Annotated in this window: 17 protein-coding genes; 8 read left to right on the forward strand and 9 right to left on the reverse strand. The window is 56.5% G+C overall.

All coding sequences use genetic code 11. The annotated features are described in order from the left end of the window. Positions 1-24: 24 nt before the first annotated feature. Both RHM65_RS13135 and RHM65_RS13140 read right to left on the reverse strand, forming a co-directional pair. A complete protein-coding gene (locus tag RHM65_RS13135; RefSeq protein WP_322183504.1) occupies positions 25-594 on the reverse strand; it encodes a TetR/AcrR family transcriptional regulator in 570 nt (189 codons plus the stop codon). 505 nt (positions 595-1099) lie between these two features. Further along, positions 1100-2542, reverse strand: coding sequence for an NCS1 family nucleobase:cation symporter-1 (locus tag RHM65_RS13140; RefSeq protein ID WP_322165540.1), 1443 nt, complete (start codon positions 2540-2542; stop codon positions 1100-1102). A gap of 336 nt (positions 2543-2878) precedes the next feature. Here RHM65_RS13140 and RHM65_RS13145 point away from each other — a divergent pair, with 336 nt between their 5' ends. The 3 genes from RHM65_RS13145 to RHM65_RS13155 all read left to right on the forward strand — a co-directional run bounded on the left by RHM65_RS13145 (position 2879) and on the right by RHM65_RS13155 (position 6017). Next, positions 2879-3610 (forward strand): aspartate/glutamate racemase family protein, encoded by a 732-nt coding sequence (locus RHM65_RS13145; protein ID WP_322183506.1) that lies wholly within the window; start codon positions 2879-2881, stop codon positions 3608-3610. Positions 3611-3732: 122 nt separating this feature from the next. After that, positions 3733-5265, forward strand: coding sequence for a catalase (locus RHM65_RS13150; protein ID WP_322183508.1), 1533 nt, complete (start codon positions 3733-3735; stop codon positions 5263-5265). A 107-nt stretch (positions 5266-5372) separates the two neighbouring features. After that, a complete protein-coding gene (locus RHM65_RS13155) occupies positions 5373-6017 on the forward strand; it encodes an ankyrin repeat domain-containing protein (RefSeq protein ID WP_322183510.1) in 645 nt (214 codons plus the stop codon). Positions 6018-6054: 37 nt separating this feature from the next. On the opposite strand, the gene RHM65_RS13160 is transcribed toward RHM65_RS13155, so the two are convergent. After that, positions 6055-6588, reverse strand: a complete 534-nt coding sequence (locus RHM65_RS13160) for a PaaI family thioesterase (protein ID WP_322183512.1) — start codon at positions 6586-6588, stop codon at positions 6055-6057. A 223-nt stretch (positions 6589-6811) separates the two neighbouring features. After that, on the reverse strand, positions 6812-7369 hold the full coding sequence (locus RHM65_RS13165) for a DUF1003 domain-containing protein (protein WP_322165536.1): 558 nt from the start codon (positions 7367-7369) through the stop codon (positions 6812-6814). Between the two features lie 168 nt (positions 7370-7537). Here RHM65_RS13165 and RHM65_RS13170 point away from each other — a divergent pair, with 168 nt between their 5' ends. Further along, positions 7538-9067 carry a cryptochrome/photolyase family protein gene (locus RHM65_RS13170; protein ID WP_322183514.1) on the forward strand — a complete coding sequence of 510 codons (1530 nt, stop codon included), beginning with the start codon at positions 7538-7540 and terminating at the stop codon, positions 9065-9067. Between the two features lie 27 nt (positions 9068-9094). Here the strand turns inward: RHM65_RS13170 and RHM65_RS13175 are convergent, their stop codons facing one another. From RHM65_RS13175 to RHM65_RS13185, 3 genes are all read right to left on the reverse strand, one after another. After that, a complete protein-coding gene (locus RHM65_RS13175; RefSeq protein ID WP_322165534.1) occupies positions 9095-9292 on the reverse strand; it encodes a hypothetical protein in 198 nt (65 codons plus the stop codon). A 133-nt stretch (positions 9293-9425) separates the two neighbouring features. After that, positions 9426-9920, reverse strand: coding sequence for a GreA/GreB family elongation factor (locus RHM65_RS13180; RefSeq protein WP_322165533.1), 495 nt, complete (start codon positions 9918-9920; stop codon positions 9426-9428). Positions 9921-9926: 6 nt separating this feature from the next. Further along, positions 9927-10337, reverse strand: a complete 411-nt coding sequence (locus RHM65_RS13185; protein ID WP_322183516.1) for a hypothetical protein — start codon at positions 10335-10337, stop codon at positions 9927-9929. Positions 10338-10456: 119 nt separating this feature from the next. Here RHM65_RS13185 and earP point away from each other — a divergent pair, with 119 nt between their 5' ends. Both earP and RHM65_RS13195 read left to right on the forward strand, forming a co-directional pair. After that, positions 10457-11590, forward strand: a complete 1134-nt coding sequence (gene earP / locus RHM65_RS13190; RefSeq protein WP_322183518.1) for an elongation factor P maturation arginine rhamnosyltransferase EarP — start codon at positions 10457-10459, stop codon at positions 11588-11590. Positions 11591-11637: 47 nt separating this feature from the next. Next, positions 11638-12207, forward strand: coding sequence for an elongation factor P (locus RHM65_RS13195; RefSeq protein WP_322165530.1), 570 nt, complete (start codon positions 11638-11640; stop codon positions 12205-12207). 93 nt (positions 12208-12300) lie between these two features. Here the strand turns inward: RHM65_RS13195 and RHM65_RS13200 are convergent, their stop codons facing one another. Beyond that, on the reverse strand, positions 12301-12720 hold the full coding sequence (locus RHM65_RS13200) for an organic hydroperoxide resistance protein (protein WP_322165529.1): 420 nt from the start codon (positions 12718-12720) through the stop codon (positions 12301-12303). 150 nt (positions 12721-12870) lie between these two features. Next, positions 12871-13341, reverse strand: coding sequence for a MarR family transcriptional regulator (locus RHM65_RS13205; protein WP_322183520.1), 471 nt, complete (start codon positions 13339-13341; stop codon positions 12871-12873). Between the two features lie 207 nt (positions 13342-13548). Here RHM65_RS13205 and RHM65_RS13210 point away from each other — a divergent pair, with 207 nt between their 5' ends. Further along, complete coding sequence (locus RHM65_RS13210) at positions 13549-14295, forward strand: sulfite exporter TauE/SafE family protein (RefSeq protein ID WP_322165527.1); 747 nt, start codon at positions 13549-13551, stop codon at positions 14293-14295. A gap of 34 nt (positions 14296-14329) precedes the next feature. Further along, entirely contained in the window at positions 14330-15547 is a 1218-nt protein-coding gene (locus tag RHM65_RS13215; protein WP_322183522.1) for a winged helix-turn-helix domain-containing protein, read from the forward strand. The last annotated feature ends 179 nt before the right edge of the window (positions 15548-15726 follow it).

Consider the following 15726-nt stretch of genomic DNA (forward strand, 5'->3'; position numbering starts at 1 on the left):
TGATTTTCTGCAGGAGACCTGGCTCTAGCCCTTCGCCTGCTGCTTCAACCACTCACGCGTGTCGTCAAGAATCCGGTTGGACAATGTGGGGTCGAGTGCGCTGCGCGATAACACCAATGCACCGACCAACGCCGACAACATGACAGTGCTCAGTTCTGACGCATTCGTGCTAGCGGCGGGCAGACCATGCTCGATGGATGCCAACCGGTTGTTGATCACTTCATCGGTGATCATGCTGGCTTGACCGCGCTGACCCAGCTCCGCAGACATGGTCGGCAACGGGCAGCCTTCTGCGGGTGATTCACGGTGCGCCGCTGACAGGTAATGATCAATAAACGCCGCCAGCGGGTCGTCCACCTTTTTGAATAATTCGTTGCAGTGATTCGAGAGGCTGTCGGCCGCCTGACGCAACGACTTTTCTACCAGGTCGTCTTTGGATTTGAAGTGGGCATAAAAGCCACCATGGGTCAGTCCCAAAGACTTCATCAGCGGTTGCAGGCCTGTCGCGCCAATGCCATCGCGACGAAAACGTGCTGACGCCTCGTTGATGATTCGTTGGTGGGTTTGGGCTTTATGGTCTTCCGAGTAACGCATTGCCGGAACTCCCGAGCGTGGCTCTATAAAATGCTGACCATAATTTTGTCATGGATCCACAAACCCCGGCAGCACTCATTTGCGGTTCAACCCGCCGTCGGTCAGATCAAATGAGTGTTGCCCTGTGGTCAGCGGAGCCTTGCGCGGTCAGAGCCAAACCGCGTCCCATAATGGGTAATCGCCGATTCCTTCAACCAGATTCGCGTGAAGTGGATTAGCGGCGATATACCGAGCAAATTCCAGCAGATCTTCGTCGTACCGAACGGCAGCTTCGTGAACGCCTACTGGCCACAGCTGCCCGCTGGCCACTTGCTGCTTGTTTGTTGCGATGCCACTTCTGGATTTCACTTGCCGCATCAGGCCTTCGCAAGCAAGCTTGCTCCCACAGTGGAGTCACGCTTTCAGCCCCACCATACCCTGTGGGAGCAGGCTTGAACCCACAGTGGAGTCAATACCCTGTGGGAGCAGGCTTGCCTGCGAAGGGCGCGACGCGATCGATGCCGCCTCAGGCTCTGCTACCCGTCGCTGCAAACACCGCTGGCGAGCGCTGTTCGAGCAGGTAATAAAACGCGCCGCCGAGTATGCAACCGGTGAACCAGGCAAAGTTGGCGATCGGTTGGAACCACGGCACGAAGCTGAAGCACAGGCCAATGACGCCTGCTGCAACCAGCGCTTTGATGGCGGTCCAGTTGAAGCCGTTGGTGTACCAATAACGACCGGCTGGCGTGTCATCGAACAAGGCGTCGACATCGATCTGCTGACGTTTCACGAGGTAGTAATCCACCAGCAGAATGCCGAACAGCGGGCCGATGCAGGCGGCCAGTATGTCCAGGGTGTAGTGGATAACGGCCGGGTTATTGAACAGGTTCCAAGGCGTGATAAACACCGAGAGCACCGCCGCGATCATGCCGCCCATGCGCCAGCTGATTTTGCTCGGTGCTACGTTGGCGAAATCGAACGCCGGGGATACGAAGTTGGCGACGATGTTAATGCCGATGGTGGCGGTGACAAACGCGAATGCGCCTAGCAATACAGCGGTGGTGTTATCGATGCGGGCGACCGTGGCGATAGGGTCGTGGATCATTTCGCCGAAGATCGGTAAGGTCCCGGAAACAATCACCACGGTGACCAGCGAGAAGGCCAGAAAGTTAACCGGTAAGCCCCAAAAATTACCGCGACGTACGTCTGCCATGCTTCGTGCGTATCGGCTGAAGTCACCGAAGTTCAGTGTTGGGCCGGAGAAGTACGAAACCACCAGCGCTGTCGCCATTATGGTTTGGCCGAACGCTTCCCAGCCAGACAGCTGTTTTTCAGCCAAGGTAAAACTGATGTTGCTCCAGCCTGCGCGCCAGACAATCCAGGCCGCCAGCACCATCATGACCGCGTACACCGCAGGACCGGCCCAGTCGATGAAACGACGGATCGAATCCATGCCGGTCCAAAACACCACGGCCTGCAAGACCCATAACGACAGAAAGCCGAACCAGCCCAGGTAGGACAGCCCGGCGAACGTTACCTGCTGATACGCCGCCAGCTCAGGAAAAAAACGCAGCACCACAATAATCAGGGCGCTGGACGCGAGGTAGGTCTGAACCCCATACCACGCCACAGCGATCAAGCCGCGAATCACCGCCGGGATATTTGCGCCAAACACCCCGAACGCCAATCGGCAAATCACCGGATACGGAACGGCTGCTTGTTGGCTGGGTTTAGCCACTAAATTGGCGATGACCTGAATGATGCAAATGCCGACCAGCAGCGCGATCAACACTTCCCAACTGGCCAGGCCGAGGGCAAACAAGCTGGAGGCAAACACATAGCCGCCGACGCTGTGCACGTCGCTCATCCAAAAAGCGAATATGTTGTACCAATTCCACGTTTGCGGCAGTGGGCCAAGATCTTTGTTGTAGAGACGTGGGCTGTAACCCGCCGGACGTTGCTCGCTCATGACACGTTTCTCCCTGTAGGCCTGGCAGCACTGACATCGCGTACGCGACCTGGCATTGTTGTATACGATTTCGTACGCACGATATGTGCCAAGCACAGCGTGACAACGCCCTAAACCCCATTGCGCCGGGTGTTTCAGGAGAATTAGAGCCGAGTGTTCTCACGCGGAACAATCCGGGATGCGAGCTGAATGCTCAATGGCGGTGCACCTGCGCCCATGCGGTGCAGCGGTTGCAGCCTTTACTGATAAGGGTAATTAGCGCTGGATTGCTCGCAAGTCGCTGGCTTATAGTTGTATACAATTGTTGTAAATATTGCGCAAAAGGTGAGCGTTTCGATGCGTATTCAAGTGATCAATCCCAACACCAGCCAAGCGATGACCCATAAAATTGGCGTCGCCGCGCAGGCCGTGGCTCGCGCTGGGACAGAGATTTTGGCGTGTTGTCCCGAAGACGGCCCTGAATCAATTGAAGGGCATTTCGATGAGGCGATTGCTGCGGTGGGCATGCTCGAAGAAATCCAGAAGGGCGTGGCCCTCGGCTATGACGCTCACATCATCGCCTGCTTCGGCGACCCCGGCCTATTGGCGGCGCGGGAATTGGCTATTGGCCCAGTGATCGGTATTGCCGAGGCGGCATTTCATATCGCCAGTCTGGTTGCTACGCGCTTCGCGGTGATCACTACCTTGGGTCGCACCCGGATAATTGCCGAGCACCTGCTGCAACGGTATGGCATGCAGGACCTTTGCACGTCAGTCAGTTGCCTTGAAATTCCTGTACTAGCGCTGGAAAACTGCGACGAAGCCTTGATCGAACGCATCACCGCTGAAGGGCGTCGACTGCGCGATGAAGAAGGTGCAGGTGCCATCGTCTTGGGGTGTGGTGGCATGGCGGACCTGCGCCAAGTGCTGAGCGAGGCCATGGGAATACCGGTCGTTGAGGGCGTCAGCGCTGCTGTAAAACTGGCGGAATCACTGGTCGAGCTAGGCTTGGGCACGTCGAAACGTGGCGACTTGGCCTTCCCGCTGAGCAAGCGTTTCACCGGACGCTACGCCCACTTGAGCCGTTAGTGGTATCGGACAGAAACCGGTTCCATGAAGCTTTGCTATCGAACCGATAAGTTCTGAAAGCTGTTTCATCCATGAAACAGTGACCATCCTTTGAGCGCGTTTTCTGCCCATAGGAGTTCCTGATGTCCACCAAAACTATAATATTGCGCCTCACCGTCTTGGCCACCTTAGTCAGCGGTCAGGCATTTGCTGCCCAAACTGAGCAACTTACCCGTGATTCCGGTGCGCCCATCGGCGACAACGAGAATTCACAAACCGCAGGCCCTGCTGGTCCGGTATTACTTCAAGACGCTTCCCTGATCGAGAAGCTTCAGCGCTTCGACCGCGAACGTATCCCTGAGCGTGTGGTGCATGCTCGGGGTACCGGCGCATTTGGCGAGTTCGTGCCGTCTGCCGATATTCACGATCTGACCGTGGCCGACGTATTCAAGCCGGGCAGCAAGACGCCGGTTTTCGTGCGTTTCAGTACCGTCATGGGTTATCGCGGTTCGCCTGAGCAGGCCCGCGATCCTCGCGGATTCGCGGTCAAGTTCTATACCGATCAGGGTAACTGGGACATGGTCGGCATCAACTGGCCGATCTTCTTCATTCGTGATGCGATCAAGTTTCCCGACTTTGTCCATGCGAATAAACCAAGCGCTGTAACCGGCGTGCAAGACCCGGATCTGGCATTCGACTTTTTCGCTCACACGCCAGAAGCGACCCACATGCTCACCCGTCTGTACACGGTAGAAGGCATGCCGGATTCCTACCGCCACATGAACGGCTCGGCGGTACATGCGTTCAAGTTCGTCAACGCCGAGGGCTTAGTGCATTACGTGAAGTTCGCCTGGAGAAGCCAGCAAGGCGTGCATGGTTTGAAGCCGGATGATATTGCCAAGTCCTTGGGCAATGACTGGAACATGATGTCCAACGACTTGTATGGCGCGATCAACAAGGGCGACTTTCCCAAGTGGGACCTCTACGTTCAAGTCCTGACGCCGGGCGAGTTGGGTAAATTCAACTATGACGCACTGGACGACACCAAGGTCTGGACCGGTGTACCCGAAAAGAAAGTCGGCACCATGACGCTTAACCGCATGCCCGATAACTATTTTGAATCCGTAGAAGAATCAGCGTTTGCCCCATCGCGTCTGGTCCCAGGCATCGAAGCGTCAGAAGATCGCATGCTGCAAGGCCGTTTGTTCGCGTATGCCGACACCCAAATGTATCGCTTGGGCGCCAACTATCAGCAACTGCCGATCAACCGTCCGCTGACACCGGTGGTCAACAACAGCCAAGACGGCGCGATGAACGCCAGCGGTCGCAAGGGCAACATCAACTTCGAGCCGTCAGGCGTGCATGAGCTTGCTCAAGACCCTAAATACAAGTATGCGGCTACGCCTGTCAGCGGCGTCACCCAACAAATGGCGATCCATAAGCCGAACAACTTTGCGCAGGCGGGTGAGTACTACCGTGGTCTTTCCGACGCGGACAAAGGTTATTTGGTCGAAGCCTTGGGCGGTGATTTGAGCAAGGTCACTAACGACAGCAACAAGTACGCGATGCTTTCGTACTTCTACAAAGCCGATACTGATTACGGTACGCGGTTGGCCAAAACCACCCACAGCGATGTCGGTCGGGTCAAAACCGCAGCCGCTTTGTTGCAGGATTGACCGTAGCAAATACCCCTGTAGGCGCTGCCGAAGGCTGCAATTAGTCGTGATGGATATCGCGGCCGTTGGCAGCGCCTACTGGGGATCTATCTAACAAGGATCCCTCCATGAATTCCAGGCTGCGCATCCGGCTTACGGTGGCAGGCGTCGTTTTATGTGTGCTGGCAATCGTCAGCTACCGCGTTGCCCATGTGATATTCCCCAATGCTTGGCTGCCGAAAACCGCCGATTATTTTCAGACAAAATCCGACATAAAACGCGTTGATCCACACACTTACGACACCGAATGGTTTGACGCTGCACGGGCAGGGCGCCAGGACATCACCCGTGCGTTATTGCAGGCTGGTTACCCGGTCAACCTGCAAGGCGACTCGGGGTATACCGCAGTAATTCTGGCGACTTACCATGGCCAGGCAGATGAAGTGTCGATGCTTCTTCAGGCAGGCGCCGATCCTTGTTTACCCGACCATAATGGCAATACCGCATTAATGGGCGCGCTGTTCAAAGGGGAGGAGGGGGTTGCGGGCCAGTTGCTCGGCCATTGTCCAGTCGATCAGGTGAACAACACAGGCCAAACGGCGCTGGCATTTGCAGCGCTGTTCGGACGACTGGACATGATTACCCGTTTAGTCGCCAACGGCGCCGATCCCCGTCACCTCGATGCCAAGGGCAACAGTGCGCTGACCATCGTCGAAAAACAGGGCAACCTGCAAGCTGCCGCCGCATTACGTGCCGTCGGTGCACAGGATTGACGCTCCTACAGATTTTGGCAGTGCCAAAGTCCCGAGACTACTGGGTCATGTCGAAAATCATGCAGGTCGTGGTGCCGGTGGCGTACAGCCGGTCATCCACATCGTACAAACGCCCTTCGGCCAGCGCGGTGGAGCGGCCCACGTGAATGACTTTGCCTTCGGCGCGCACCGGGCCGGTATGACTGCCCATGGCGCGAACAAAACTCACGCGTAAATCCAGGGTGGTATAGCCCTGACCTTTCTTCAGCTGGGTATGAATCGCGCAACCCATGCAGGAATCCAGCAACGTCGCGGCATACCCACCATGCACCGTGCCCAGCGGGTTGTAGTGCCGGGCATTGGGTGTGCCTTGAAAAACAAAACGACCGGGCGACCACTCCATCGGAATGAAATCAACCAGTTCGCCGAAGGGCGGGCAGGGCAGTTCGCCGCTGCTGATGCCGTCGAAAAATTCGGTTGGAGTCAGGGTGCTGACGTCGGCCAGACTGGTGGTGCCGGGTTTGGCAAGACGAATTCGGGCGGCGTGTTCTTCGGCCAGCCACTGGGCAATCTTTTCTTCACGAGTGAGCATTTGGAGAGGCACTCCGGTCATTGCATCATCGGCGGATGAGATGACGGGTATAATCTCGATATTTTATGATGCTCGCAATATAAATTTATTGTCACTGTAGGAGCGCGCTTACCCGCGATCGGCTGCGCAGCGGTCGTAAAATCAGTCACGCTGTGTCTTCAGTTGGAACCGGGTCAGCCATTTGGGGTTGCTGCGCGTTCCACTGCAAGCGCGCTCCTACAATTTAAATACCCGCAGGTTTCTTCACAAAATGCCCATGCATTTCCACGGTCAGGGTTTCGATCCGTTCGGTGAGGGCTTTTGTCATCTCGGTCAGGTGGGTGTTTTGTTCCAACAGGTCGAGCATCAGCGCCGAATTATGCGCCGCACTGGCCAGCCGTTGTTCGTTGGCCACCGCCAAGGCTTCTCGGTGCTGTGCGTCTGCATCCGCGTTGGCTTTGTCCCTCGCAGCTTGGCGGGTTTGCGCCAGCAGAATCAACGGCGCGGCGTAGGCTGCCTGCAAGCTGAACGCCAGGTTGAGCAAGATGAAGGGGTAGATATCGAAATGGGTCAGCCCCGCGACGTTAAGCCCGATCCACACCATCACAATCAGGCTTTGCGCGCCCAAAAAAGTGGGTGTGCCGAAGAACCGTGCAAATGCCTCCGCCTTGAGGGCAAAGGTGTCATTGCCAAACGTGGACATCAGGTGAGCGTGAGCGTTATGAAAACGCAAATGGTCCACCAGCGGTTTTTTCGGCGCAACGGGTTCGGCTGAAGTATTCTCGGGCTTAACGGGGGTCATGACGACATCCTGTGTTCAGTTCAAAGCAAGCGGGCCGTTCACAGCCCATGCGTCACTATAGGTGACCGCCAGCAGACTCGATATGTTTGGCAAGCGTTGTGCCTGAATACAGGCTGAACATGGCTTGATCTCCCCGCTCTAACGCCAATCTTTTTTCGAGCATTTGACATGACCCACCTTCGGCTGATTCTCGGCGACCAACTCAACCCGTGTCACAGTTGGTTTCAGGAAACGCAGGGGGACGTCATCTATCTGATGATGGAGATACGTCAAGAGACGGATTACGTCTTGCATCACGCGCAGAAGATACTCGCGATCTTTGCGGGTATGCGCGACTTCGCGCGGGGGCTCACAGAAGCGGGGCATAGGGTGCATTACCTGTGCATCGATGACCCTCAGAATCGTCAATCGTTGCCCGGTAATCTTGATCATCTGATGGGCGCTCTTCAGGTTAACCGGTTCGAATACCAGGCCCCCGATGAGTGGCGGCTGGATGCACAATTGGCCGAGTACTGCGCGGGCCAATCGCGGCCTTGGTGCAAGGTCGACAGTGAACATTTCTACAGCGCCCGTGACGCCGCCGCGCAGCAGTTTGCCGGGCGTAAACAATGGCTAATGGAGCACTTCTACCGGCACATGCGCGTCACCCATCAGGTGTTGATGGACGCTAATAACCGGCCGTCCGGCGGGCAGTGGAATTACGACCATGACAACCGTAAACGCTGGCCGGGTACGCCGTTCGAACCTGAAGATATGCGCGTGCGCCATGATCATTCAGCGTTGTGGGCGAGTATCGTCGCCGCCGGAGTAGGCAGTTTTGGCCAGCCAAATGCCGAGCGGTTAGCCTGGCCGCTGAACCGCGCGGAAGCGCTGGTGCAACTGGACGACTTTATCGAAATGGCCTTGCCGCATTTTGGCGACTTTCAGGACGCCATGAGCAGCCATGCCTGGCGCTTGTTTCACTCACTGTTGTCGTTTGCGCTCAATACCAAAATGCTTAATCCGCGGGAAGTCGTGGGCAAAGCTGAAGCGGCTTACCGCGCGGGTTTGGCGCCGCTGGCAGCTACCGAAGGCTTTATTCGACAAATCCTCGGTTGGCGGGAATACGTCCGGGGCGTCTACTGGGCACAAATGCCCGGTTATGAATCACTTAATGCGTTGGGCCACAGCCAGCCGCTGCCGTCGTGGTTCTGGGACGGAAAAACCCGCATGCGTTGCTTGGCGCACGCCATTGGCAGCTCGCTGGAAAATGCCCACGCACACCATATTCAACGACTGATGGTGATCGGTAACTTCGCGCTGTTGGCCGGGCTCGATCCGCAGGAGGTGCATCGTTGGTACCTGGGCGTGTACATCGATGCGTTTGAATGGGTCGAGTTGCCCAACACATTAGGTATGAGCCAGTTTGCCGACGGCGGCTTGCTGGCGACTAAGCCCTACGTGTCGAGCGCTGCCTACATTGACCGTATGAGCGACTATTGCAAGGGCTGTCACTACGACAAAAAAGCCCGCCTCGGCGAGCGAGCGTGCCCGTATAACGCACTGTATTGGGATTTTTTTCAACGCAACAAGACTCAGCTCGAAGGCAACCCTCGGCTGAGTATGGTTTATCGGCAATTGAGCATTATGGACGGTGGTGCGGTGACTGCTCTGCAGGAACGAGCACTCACACTGCGAGCTTCACTGGATTCGCTTTAATCACGGTCATCTGTGCCCGATACGGCCTCAATCAGGATGCAACGGTTTGGACGCCTGCATGATGTGGGCGTATTCATAAATGTATTGCCGGCCCGCATGGCTGGTCACTCGAAGCGCCTCAATCAGCAGGCGCTCTTTGCTGCTCAGATATAACAACCCAGGATGATCATTGGACTTGAGGCGATCACGTTCATGGGCGTCTGGAAAACTAACGACGTTCGACATGAAAAATCTCCTTTTAATGAGTCCATGCACCTGGAGATATCAGTTGGAGATATCCGTCCAGGGACACTGATGGTGATGCTGCCGCCACCTTACCCAGAATAAGTTGAGCTGATCAACCCTCCAAATGGATAGTTTATTGAACCTCAATCACTTCAAACGATTGCCGTGCGTGGTTGATAACTATTTCAACAGTATCGCCTCGCGCCTTGCCGACAAGGCTTTTTCCCAGCGGAGCGTGGGGTGTGATCACGGTGATTGATCTATCGCCTTGCTGGATTTTCAGACCAGCGGCATCAGGCCCGATAAAGAGTTGCTGCTGGCTGCCCGTGTCGGTTTCGAGGCTGACCAAATCCCCGATCTGAATGCCGCGCAGCGTATCGAAAGGCCGCAGGTGGAGGTTCTGGAACAGTAGCAGTGACTGACGGATTTCTTCAACGCGTCGGGCTTGGCCCGTAGCGAGGTACGACGCCTCTAAACCGAGGGTGTCGTATTTATTCTCGGCGATGTTTTCTTCATGGGTCGCCGTTTCGTAGGCGGTCTGCGCCGCCCGTTGCAATACATCCAAATCGATCTTGAGCTTGGCGATGATCAATTGAAGTACGGTGTTTTTATCGAGGGAGCAAGGCATCAGCGCTTAACCACAGAATAAATTGACGTTGGCGCGGGTTTTTTCGCTGGGAGCGGTCTGATCCTGTTGCAGCCAGAACTGGCATTTCGGCCCGCTGATGCGTTTTTCCCGAACCGCTTTGGCTTGATCATCGTCCTGCCGCGCCTGAGTGTCCTGCAGGTTCTGTTTGTACTTTTCGAACATCGAGTTATTCGACTCCAATTCTGGCGCCTGCTCTCGTTCTGGCGTCGACTCCGGCGCCGCTTGCCCCTTGTGCGGAATGTGGAACTTGATCTGGTTGATGGCCGCGCTCACTGCACTGACCTTGCTGGCGATCAATGAGTCATAAGCGAACACACCGGTCACCGCGACAGCCACACACCCGAGCCAAACGCCCAGCGCGATGCACAAAATCAGTTTTAACGGATGGGTGGGCATTGCGAGTTCCTGACGTGAACGGTGGATGCCAGCGATTGTCGCACGGGAGCCACCTGAAGCTGGAGCTTGCAGACCGTTATGACAGACAATCATCCGCTTCAGTGTTTAGAGAGCCGGGCATGAGAGCCTCCTGGGATATTTTTTGCAGCGTTGTGGATAACTACGGCGACATCGGCGTGACGTGGCGCCTGGCCCGGCAACTGGCTGCCGAGCACGGCTTCGCGGTTCGATTGTGGGTCGATGATCTGCAACCGTTTGCCCGTTTATGCCCTGGCGCCGATGTCACTGCGGCACAGCAATGGCAGGACGGCGTGAGCGTCTGTCACTGGAGCAAAGACTGGCAGCAGACCGAAGTAGCAGATGTAGTCATTGAAGCCTTTGCCTGTCGCCTACCGCCGGCTTACTTCGACGCGATGCCCCAGTGCTCGCGACCACCGCTGTGGCTGAATCTGGAATACCTGAGCGCGGAGCAATGGGTGTCAGGTTGCCATGCGCTGCCGTCGCCGCAACCCAATGGCCTGCGCAAGATTTTCTTCTTTCCCGGGTTTCGCCCAGACACGGGCGGCTTGCTGCGCGAAGCGGGCTTGCTGGACCAGCGTCATGCGTTCCAGCTCGATCCATTGGCGCGGCAGGCTTTCCTGCAAGGGCTGGGTGTCGAACCCGCGGACAACGCTCGGCTGATCTCGCTGTTTGCGTACGAGAACCCGGGACTAGCCAGTTGGTTGGACGTGTTGGCGGCAGACACTCGGCCGACTCACCTGCTGGTGCCAGAAGGACGAATTCTCGGCGATGTACAGCGTTGGCTCGACGTCGATGGTCTCTGCGCGGGCGCGCTGGAACGGCGCGGCGCAGTGACCGTGCAGATTTTACCCTTCGTTCGACAAGAGGATTACGACCGACTGCTGTGGAGCTGCGATTTCAACGCGGTGCGCGGCGAGGACTCATTCGTCCGTGCGCAATGGGCCGGTCGACCGCTGCTTTGGCATATCTATGAGCAAGACGACGATGCGCATTGGGTCAAGCTCGACGCGTTTCTTGAGCTTTACCTCAATGGCCTGTCGCCAGACGCTAGCCAAGCATTAAAGAGCGTGTGGCGGGCCTGGAACAGCGGTATTGAAATGGGGCCGCGCTGGTTTGAGCTGCAACTACACTGGCCTGAGGTCAATGAACACGCTGAGCGTTGGTGTCTGGAACAGGCGTTGCAGGCCGATCTTGCCGCGGCGCTAGTAAGGTTTTATGTAAATTGGCTATGATACGCGGCCTAGATTTTTGTAAATCCATCCAAATTCGGATATTCGTAATGAAAACTGGTAAAGAACTCAAGCCCGGCACAGTGATTAAGCTCGAAAATGACCCTTGGTTGGTTCAGAAAGCTGAATTCACCAAGTCTGGTCGTAACAGCGCAATCATGAAGACCAAGTTGAAGAACCTGTTGACCGGTTACAAGACCGAGATCGTATACAGCGCTGACGACAAACTGGAAGACGTGATCCTTGACCGTAAAGAAGCGTCGCTGTCTTTCATCAGCGGTGACACTTACACGTTCATGGACACCACTGACTACACCATGTACGAGCTGAACGCTGAAGACCTTGAAGCGGTTCTGCCGTTCATCGAAGAAGGCATGACTGACGTCTGCGAAGCCATCTTCTTTGAAGATCGTCTGGTATCGGTTGAATTGCCGACCACGATCGTCCGTGAAGTTGACTACACCGAAGGTTCCGCTCGTGGCGACACGTCGGGCAAAGTCATGAAGCCAGCCAAGCTGAAAAACGGCACTGAGCTGAGCGTTGCTGACTTCGTTAACATCGGTGACAAGATCGAAATCGACACCCGTGACGGCGGTTCGTACAAAGGTCGCGCTAAATAAGCGCAATCTTTTATCGCTGCAACGAAAAAACCCGACCATAGCGTCGGGTTTTTTTGTGCGTTCGTCATGCCATTCAGCATGAGAACCAAAGGGTCAAACGGTGACGTGCAGACGTACGTCAACGTTGCCACGCGTGGCATTGGAGTACGGGCAGACCACGTGCGCAGCATCGACCAGTGTTTGTGCCGCGGCCTGTTCAAGACCTGGCAGGCTGATGTGCAGGTCAATGTCCAAACCGAAACCGCCTGGGATCTGGCCGATGCCAACATGGGCAGTGATCGAAGCGTCTGCTGGGATCGAGGCTTTGGTTTGGCTGGCGACGAATTTCAGCGCGCCGATGAAGCAAGCCGAGTAACCGGCAGCGAACAGCTGCTCAGGGTTGGTGGCTGCGCCGCCAGCACCGCCGAGTTCTTTCGGGGTCGCCAGTTTGACGTCGAGGATGTTGTCGCTGGAAACAGCACGGCCATCACGGCCACCGGTAGCGGTTGCAACTGCGGTGTAGAGAGTGTCCATGGTTAAAGCCTCGCGTCGATGTAGGGTTTGTCGCGCTAAATGTTTGCGCGCTAACTAGTGCGAGGTGAATGTATCGCGCAAGTATTTAGCGCGCAAGCTAAATTTTGCATAAGAGGCGTGCGGACAAATTTCAGCAGCGCTGAACGGGGTCTATAAGGTGTCGTGCAGGTTCCCGCGCACTGCGATGAGGTCGGCTTGCATCAGTTTCAACTTAGCGAGGGTCATCCCGGACGCGCCGAGGATGCAGGATGGAATCGTTTTGGCTTTTTCGCGCAGGTTTCGGCCTCGCTCGGTCAAGTGCAGCAGTACCACCCGTTCATCTTCCTTGCTCCGGGTCCGGCTCAGCAGCCCTTCCACTTCCAAACGTTTAAGCAGCGGCGTCAGTGAGCCAGGGTCGGTCAACAGCCGAGTACTGACGTCGCCTACCGTCAGGCCGTCGCGCTCCCACAGCACCATCATTGCCAAGTACTGCGGGTACGTAAGCCCAAGCGCCTGCAGCAGCGGCTTGTAAACCTTGGTCATCATCAAGGACGTCGAATACAGGGCGAAGCACAGCTGACTGTCGAGCAGCAGGTGATCGTACGTCCCCGCATCGTTGGTGGAGTGGTCGTCAGTGCTCATGGGAAATCCTCTGTATCAGGGGTGCATTAATTTAGTGCTGCAGTGTTTAATGCGCCAGATAAATTATCAGTACAGACACAGTTCCACAGACGTTCATCAACCGTGAAGCCTGCATTCAGTAAATGCTAAGTAATTAGCGCCAGCCTTGCGTTTCCTGCCTGGGCCGGACTGCGTAGCATGCGCGCATGAGTTGATTGGGGTGTGGGCGTGATCGAAATCGTGATGTTTGTAGGGTTCGGCGCTGCCATGGGGACGCTAGGTGGGTTGTTTGGCATCGGCGGCGGCTTGGTGGCCATTCCCGTGCTTGGGGTGTTGTTTGGCCTTGACCAGCAACTGGCGCAAGGCACTGCGTTACTCATGGTGTTGCCCAACGTACTGTTGGCCTTGTGGCGTTATAACCAGCGCAATCGCATTTCTCTTCGTAATGCGCTGATGCTGATTATTCCAAGCTTTTGCCTGGCCTGGATTACATCGTTGTGGGCGGTGCGGCTAGACCCGCACAGCATGCGGCTGGCGTTTGTGGGCTTTTTGATCGTATTGACCTTGTTCAACCTGATCCAGATGGTCTGGCGTAGTGGCGGCGCCAGCACTGAACTGCGTCACGCCAAATGGTTATGGGTGTTGGGTCTGGGTTCGGGTGTCACCGGCGGATTGTTTGGCGTCGGTGGAGGGGTTATTGCTACGCCGATCCTGACCGGCGTTTTTGGCGCAACCCAAGTCGTCGCTCAAGGGCTGGCGCTGGCCTTGGCGACCCCCAGCACCACGATCACCTTGGTCACCTACGCAGTGCATGGACACGTCAATTGGCACATGGGCATCCCTTTGGCCGTCGGCGGTCTGGCCAGCATCAGTTGGGGCGTAAGGCTTGCGCACTCACTGCCGGAAAGACTGCTGCGGACGCTGTTTTGCGGTTTTCTAGTGGTCTGCGCGGTGGTGCTTGGGTTTAAAGTCTAAAGCTTAAAGCTTTCGTAGCTACCAGGAGGCCTGAATGTCCGCAGAACTCTCGCTCAAACAAGCACGCCGTCTCGCGCTGGCCGCTCAAGGATTCACAGGGCGTCAGCCGCCTGCGTCGATCAAGGCCTCCCACGTCAATCAGTTGATCGAGCGCCTGGGGATCTTGCAGATTGATTCGGTTAACGCGTTAGTGCGCTCGCATTACTTGCCGTTGTTTTCTCGTTTGGGCAATTATGCCCAGCCATTGTTGGATCAAGCCGCGTGGAGCCAAGGCCGTCAGCGCAAGCTTTTCGAGTATTGGGGCCATGAGGCGTCGTTGCTGCCCTTGAGTCTTTATCCCCTGTTGCGATGGCGCATGCGTCAGGCGTCGCAAGGCGTGGGGATCTATCAGCAAATGGCCAAATTTGGTCGTGAGCAGCAAGCGACCATCGCCAAGGTGTTACAGACGGTTCGTGAGCAAGGTGCGTTGGGTGCGGGGAGTCTGAGCACTCGCCAAGAGCGTGCCGGACCTTGGTGGGATTGGAGCGCCGAGAAGCACGCGCTGGAATGGTTGTTCGCGGCGGGGGAGGTGACGGTCTCCGGACGTCGCGGATTCGAGCGTTTGTATGACGTCCCGGAACGGGTGCTGCCGGCAGCGACTCTTGATCATCCAGACATCAGCGAAGGTGAGGCGCAACGCGGGTTGTTGTTGCACGCCGCCACGGCGTTGGGCGTCGGCACCGATAAGGATTTGCGCGATTATTTTCGTCTGGCCCCGGCGCAGAGTCGTTCGGGATTGGCGCAACTGGTCGAGGCCGGGGCGTTGCAGATGGTTCAAGTGCAAGGCTGGCGCCAGCCGGCGTATTGCCTGCCAGAGCAAAAACTGCCGCGCAAGGTGAGCGCCAGCGCCCTGCTGTCGCCGTTCGATTCGCTAATTTGGGAACGCAGTCGTACTGAGCGGCTGTTCGACTTTCGCTATCGTCTGGAAATCTACACCCCACAAGACAAACGTGTTTACGGCTACTACGTGCTGCCGTTTTTGCACAACGAACGAATCGCTGCTCGTGTGGACCTGCGTGCCGAACGTGTTCTCGGACGGCTGGCGGTGCATGCGGTGCATGAAGAAGAGAAGGGCCTGGACGAAGAGGGGATGTTGGCCTTGGCTAAAAACCTCCGGCAAATGGCCGACTGGCTCGGCTTGGCGCAGGTGCAGATCAACTGCCAGCGCGCCAGTGCGGCGCGCTTGCGGGTGGCGTTTTTGAGTTTACTGTAGGAGGGTCCGCCACGTCTTCGACGCCGCGCTGTCGCGCAGCAAACTGGGTGGCACTTTGTGTGGTTTGAGGTGCAGGGTGTCAGGACTGAAGCCTTCCCGAATAAATTCGGTCCCACGGTTTTTGGCGCTGCACAGATTTCTGTAGGAGCTGCCGAAGGCTGCGATAGGTCCGAAGCCCT

The organism is Pseudomonas sp. CCI4.2 (assembly GCF_034350045.1).
GTDB lineage: Bacteria > Pseudomonadota > Gammaproteobacteria > Pseudomonadales > Pseudomonadaceae > Aquipseudomonas.

Coding starts and splice junctions, on each gene's coding strand:
- RHM65_RS13150 (WP_322183508.1), top strand. CDS start 3,733: ATGTCCACCAAAACTATAATATTGCGCCTCACCGTCTTGGCCACCTTA.
- earP (WP_322183518.1), top strand. CDS start 10,457: ATGAGAGCCTCCTGGGATATTTTTTGCAGCGTTGTGGATAACTACGGC.
- RHM65_RS13175 (WP_322165534.1), bottom strand. CDS start 9,292: ATGTCGAACGTCGTTAGTTTTCCAGACGCCCATGAACGTGATCGCCTC.
- RHM65_RS13145 (WP_322183506.1), top strand. CDS start 2,879: ATGCGTATTCAAGTGATCAATCCCAACACCAGCCAAGCGATGACCCAT.
- RHM65_RS13215 (WP_322183522.1), top strand. CDS start 14,330: ATGTCCGCAGAACTCTCGCTCAAACAAGCACGCCGTCTCGCGCTGGCC.
- RHM65_RS13140 (WP_322165540.1), bottom strand. CDS start 2,542: ATGAGCGAGCAACGTCCGGCGGGTTACAGCCCACGTCTCTACAACAAA.
- RHM65_RS13170 (WP_322183514.1), top strand. CDS start 7,538: ATGACCCACCTTCGGCTGATTCTCGGCGACCAACTCAACCCGTGTCAC.
- RHM65_RS13185 (WP_322183516.1), bottom strand. CDS start 10,337: ATGCCCACCCATCCGTTAAAACTGATTTTGTGCATCGCGCTGGGCGTT.
- RHM65_RS13200 (WP_322165529.1), bottom strand. CDS start 12,720: ATGGACACTCTCTACACCGCAGTTGCAACCGCTACCGGTGGCCGTGAT.
- RHM65_RS13155 (WP_322183510.1), top strand. CDS start 5,373: ATGAATTCCAGGCTGCGCATCCGGCTTACGGTGGCAGGCGTCGTTTTA.
- RHM65_RS13205 (WP_322183520.1), bottom strand. CDS start 13,341: ATGAGCACTGACGACCACTCCACCAACGATGCGGGGACGTACGATCAC.
- RHM65_RS13180 (WP_322165533.1), bottom strand. CDS start 9,920: ATGCCTTGCTCCCTCGATAAAAACACCGTACTTCAATTGATCATCGCC.
- RHM65_RS13165 (WP_322165536.1), bottom strand. CDS start 7,369: ATGACCCCCGTTAAGCCCGAGAATACTTCAGCCGAACCCGTTGCGCCG.
- RHM65_RS13135 (WP_322183504.1), bottom strand. CDS start 594: ATGCGTTACTCGGAAGACCATAAAGCCCAAACCCACCAACGAATCATC.
- RHM65_RS13160 (WP_322183512.1), bottom strand. CDS start 6,588: ATGCTCACTCGTGAAGAAAAGATTGCCCAGTGGCTGGCCGAAGAACAC.
- RHM65_RS13195 (WP_322165530.1), top strand. CDS start 11,638: ATGAAAACTGGTAAAGAACTCAAGCCCGGCACAGTGATTAAGCTCGAA.